Genomic DNA, 1,030 nt, shown 5'->3' on the forward strand with positions numbered 1-1,030 from the left:
GGGCGAAGCTGAGAACTTAAGCGCCAGTAAACGGCGGTGGTAACTATAACCATCCTAAGGTAGCGAAATTCCTTGTCGGGTAAGTTCCGACCTGCACGAATGGCGTAACGACTTCTCGACTGTCTCAACCATAGGCCCGGTGAAATTGCACTACGAGTAAAGATGCTCGTTTCGCGCAGCAGGACGGAAAGACCCCGGGACCTTTACTACAGTTTGATATTGGTGTTCGGTTCGGCTTGTGTAGGATAGCTGGGAGACTTTGAAACTCACACGCCAGTGTGGGTGGAGTCGTCGTTGAAATACCAGTCTGGTCGTGCTGGATGTCTAACCTGGGTCCGTGATCCGGATCAGGGACAGTGTCTGATGGGTAGTTTAACTGGGGCGGTTGCCTCCTAAAGAGTAACGGAGGCGCCCAAAGGTTCCCTCAGCCTGGTTGGCAATCAGGTGTTGAGTGTAAGTGCACAAGGGAGCTTGACTGTGAGACCGACGGGTCGAGCAGGGACGAAAGTCGGGACTAGTGATCCGGCGGTGGCTTGTGGAAGCGCCGTCGCTCAACGGATAAAAGGTACCCCGGGGATAACAGGCTGATCTTCCCCAAGAGTCCATATCGACGGGATGGTTTGGCACCTCGATGTCGGCTCGTCGCATCCTGGGGCTGGAGTCGGTCCCAAGGGTTGGGCTGTTCGCCCATTAAAGCGGTACGCGAGCTGGGTTTAGAACGTCGTGAGACAGTTCGGTCCCTATCCGCTGTGCGCGTAGGAGTCTTGAGAAGGGCTGTCCCTAGTACGAGAGGACCGGGACGGACGAACCTCTGGTGTGCCAGTTGTCCTGCCAAGGGCATGGCTGGTTGGCTACGTTCGGGAGGGATAACCGCTGAAAGCATCTAAGCGGGAAGCCTGCTTCGAGATGAGGACTCCCACCCACTTGATGGGGTAAGGCTCCCAGTAGACGACTGGGTTGATAGGCCGGATCTGGAAGCCAGGTAACTGGTGGAGGTGACCGGTACTAATAGGCCGAGGGCTTGTCCTCA

1 rRNA gene is annotated in these 1,030 nt (G+C 56.2%); it reads left to right on the plus strand.

Features of this window, described 5'->3' with window-relative positions:
- Window positions 1-1,029, plus strand: a 23S ribosomal RNA gene (locus ABZ478_RS39300); the annotation flags it as partial.
- Between the last annotated feature and the right edge of the window lies 1 nt (window position 1,030).

It is taken from the genome of Streptomyces sp. NPDC005706 (genome assembly GCF_040631045.1).
In the GTDB taxonomy this organism is placed as follows: Bacteria; Actinomycetota; Actinomycetes; order Streptomycetales; family Streptomycetaceae; genus Streptomyces.